The organism is Mesorhizobium sp. B2-4-6 (assembly GCF_006442775.1).
Taxonomy (GTDB): domain Bacteria; phylum Pseudomonadota; class Alphaproteobacteria; order Rhizobiales; family Rhizobiaceae; genus Mesorhizobium.
In genome coordinates this window covers 1-3,604 of record NZ_VFVI01000035.1, presented here as the reverse complement: position 1 = coordinate 3,604, position 3,604 = coordinate 1, and the positions used below count along the sequence as shown (strand labels likewise).

At 62.9% G+C, this 3,604-nt stretch carries 2 protein-coding genes; one reads left to right on the top strand and one right to left on the bottom strand.

From position 1 onward, the window contains the following. On the bottom strand, nt 1–2,947 hold a 2,947-nt coding region (locus FJ957_RS31630), incomplete at its 3' end, for a cadherin-like domain-containing protein (RefSeq protein ID WP_140837537.1). A 364-nt stretch (nt 2,948–3,311) separates the two neighbouring features. On the opposite strand from FJ957_RS31630, the gene FJ957_RS31625 reads away from it, so the two are divergent. Further along, the gene (locus FJ957_RS31625) at nt 3,312–3,590 is read left to right on the top strand and encodes a transposase (RefSeq protein ID WP_140837535.1); all 279 of its coding nucleotides are present in this window, start codon (nt 3,312–3,314) and stop codon (nt 3,588–3,590) included. The last annotated feature ends 14 nt before the right edge of the window (nt 3,591–3,604 follow it).

The window sequence follows — 3,604 nt, the reverse complement described above, 5'->3', positions numbered from 1 at the left end:
TGGTGTCGCCGCCGACGAGATTGCTGGCGTAGCTGTAGAACGCCACCTTCGTGCCATCGGGCGAAAACACCGGACCGGCGCTGCCGTTATCACCCTGGAGGGCTGCCGCGTCGGTTGACACGCGCGCGACAGCGCCGGTCGCCAGGTCCTTGATGAAGATATCAGGCGCACCGTTGGTGTCGCCGCCGACGAGATTGCTGGCGTAGCTGTAGAACGCCACCTTCGTGCCATCGGGCGAAAACACCGGACCGACGCTGCCGCTATCACCCTGGAGGCCCGCCGCGTCGGTTGACACGCGCGTGACAGCGCCGGTCGCCAGGTCCTTGACGAAAATATCAGGCGCACTGTTCGTGTCGCCGCCGACGAGATTGCTGGCGTCGCTAACAAACGCCACCTTCGTGCCATCAGGTGAGAATATCGGATTGTAGCTGCTGTTATCACCCTGAAGGCTCGCCGCGTCGGTTGACACGCGCGTGATAGCCCCGGTCGCCAGGTCCTTGACGAAGATATCAGGCGCACCGTTGGTGTCGCCGCCGACGAGATTGCTGGCAGCGCTGTAAAACGCCACCTTCGTGCCATCGGGCGAAAATACCTGATTATAGCTGACGCTATTACCCTCTGCTCCCGCCGCATCGGTCGAGACGCGGGCGATGGGGCCACTTCCTCCAAGATCGACGCAATCGAGGAACACGGGATCTGCATTCGCCGCCGTCACGCTCACCGCCACGCTGCCGCTCGCCATGCCGCCGTGGCCGTCGGAGACGGTGTAGGTAAAGCCGGCATCATTGCCGTTGTAGTCAGCGTCCGGCGTGAAGGTGACCTGGCCGGCGTCGAGCGAGACCGTGCCATGGCTGGCGCCGCCGACCGCCGTGACGGTCAGGCTGTCGCTGTCGAGATCGCTGTCGTTGGCCGCAAGGTCGGATGCCGCAAGCACCAGCGGCGTGTCCTCCGCCGTCGTCAGGCTGTCGGCGCCCGTGACGGGCGCATCGTTCACCGCCGTCACGCTCACCGACACGGTGCCGGTCGCCGTGCCGCCGTGGCCGTCGGAGACGGTATAGCTGAAGCCGGCGTCATCGCCATTGTAATCCGCGTCCGGCGTGAAAGTGACCTGGCCGGCGTCGAGCGAGACCGTGCCATGGCTGGCGCCGCCAACCGCCGCGACGGTCAGGCTGTCGCCGTCGAGATCGCTGTCGTTGGCGGCAAGGTCGGATGCCGCAAGCACCAGCGGCGTGTCCTCGGCCGTCGTCAGGCTGTCGGCGATGGCGACTGGTTTGTGCGCCAGCGTAAAGGTTTGGGTATCGGTCGCCGTCGTCACGTTGCCGGCCACGTCGCTCGTGGCTACGCGTGCCGCGACTGTCAAGTCGCCGTCGTTGGCAAGGGCGGACCCGGGGACGCCGATGGAAAAGGCGCCGGAGGCAACGGCACCGGTATAGGTCTGGCCGTTCACCGTCAGCGTGACAGTGTCGCCGTCGTGGACGTTGCCGCCGACCGTGCCCGTGACCGCGACGCTGCCGCCGGCTTCGGCCTCGTTCAGTGCATTGTCGGCCGTAATCGCATCGAGCGCGATCGAGGCCGCTGGCGCAATCGTGTCGATGGCCAATATACCGCCGGGATTTAGTATCGCGCCCGAAAGGATGGCGTTGTTCCCGGCCCCGTCCCGGATCGTGGCAGAATTCAGATTGACCGCGGCGATCGACAGATCGGCGGCATTCTGTCCAGTGCCGACGGTGTAGCCGAACACCAGCGTGGAAGATCCGGAGCCGCTGAGATAAGTGGCTAAACCACCGCTGTTCAGCGACAGACTGGGCTGACCACCAGCGACCGTCACTGCCTCCGAGAAACCAACCGCCAGTGTGACGAATTCTCCGGCCATCAACGTGCCATCATTCGACCCGTAGGTTGCTCCGGACACGACAGGCGCGGTGCTATCGAGGCTTCCAAGGCCCAGGAAGTCGTTCGCCCCGAGCCGCTCCTTCGACTGGATCTTGATGACCATATCCGCCTGGCCGTCGCCAGACGTGTCGATGTTCACAAGAGTCTGCGAGGAGGTGGTGGTAAACCAGACGCCATAAGCAGCCGGCGTGGACCCAGCCCAACCCAGGGAATGGCCAATGCTCGCCACCAGGCCGCGAAGATCGATCTTGTCCTGAAGGAGAGGATTGGATGATTCTGCCGTGGAGGTGAACTCGACCAGCGTATCGCCTGTCGTGCTGCTGAAGAGGTGCGAGGCAGTGGCCTGGGAATCGCTTACGGCATTGTAGACGAAGCTGTCGTTGCCTTTTCCGCCTCTCAGAGTGTCCGCGCCCGCACCGCCATCAAGACTGTCGGCGCCATCGCCTCCGTCCAGATTGTCAGCGCCCGCCTCGCCGAACAGTCGATCGGCGCCCGCATCGCCGCTCAGCCTGTCATTGCCGTCGCCGCCATAGATTGTGTCATTTCCGTTTCCGCCGCGAAGGACGTCGTTGCCAGAGTTGGTGGAATTGGTGAGCGCGGCGCCACCAAAGATGATGTCGTCGCCATCGCCACCGTAGGCAACGTCGTTTCCGGCCTCGCCGAGCAGGTTGTCGTTGCCGGCGTCGCCTCTCAGGCTGTCGTCGCCGTCGCCGCCGTAAAGCGTGTCCCTGCCGTTGCCGCCACGAAGATCGTCGTTGCCCGAACCAAAGGCGTTCGGGATTGCCAAACCGCCGTAGACTGTGTCGTCGTCATCACCGCCGTCGACCAAGTCGTGGCCTGCGCCGCCTATCAGAAGGTCGTTGCCGCGTTCACCTCGAATTTTGTCGTTGCCACCTCCGCCGTCGACCTCGTCGGCCGCATCGCCAGCGTAGACCAGGTCAGCGGTCGCGGATACTCGCGCAGGCCCCACGCGAACCCAGTCGCTGCCATTCCACACGAAGGTACCAAATAGGTTGATCTTGTCACGCAGTGACGTGCCGTAAACAGTGGTCATGTCATCCCCCAAGCAAACTAAAAACGGCGAAAGGCGCCGATGATGGGCCAGACGTTTGCCTTGCCTGAACCAACAAACCCTCCCGGTCGAATTGTTCCCACCTACAATCCGGCGCAGGGGTTTTTAAGTACCCGCTAACCCGAGGTACACGATGTCATCCCCGTTGGCCTCACCCAATTGGGGGAGGCCGAAAAGGTTCGATGAGCAAGGCGCGTCGATGTCGGGACTTTGTTTGAGCTGGATGAGCCCTGCCTACAGGGTCAAACAGAGGGGCTTTCTCTCTAAATCTGGAGTGCGCCCCTGGGGGTGGACAGATCGGCTTGATGAATTGACCAGGCTTGCCGGGTTTCCGAAAGTGGAGCCCATGGCAAAACATCGCACTCACAGTATGGAATTCAAACGGCAGGTCGCGCAGGAGTTTCTCTCGGGCGAGACGCTCTACAGTCTGGCAAAGCGCCATGACGTGTCACGCACCTTGCTGCGGATTTGGGTACGCAAGTATGAGCAAGGCGCGTTCGACGATGAGGCTCAGGCCGCCGACCTTGTCCAGGAATACGAGGCGCGGATTGCTGCCCTCGAGCGCCTAGTTGTTTGGTCCCGGCATTTGCTGGAGCGGATTGAGTTTGAAACGTTCCGGTTGTGAGACCCACGCCTTGC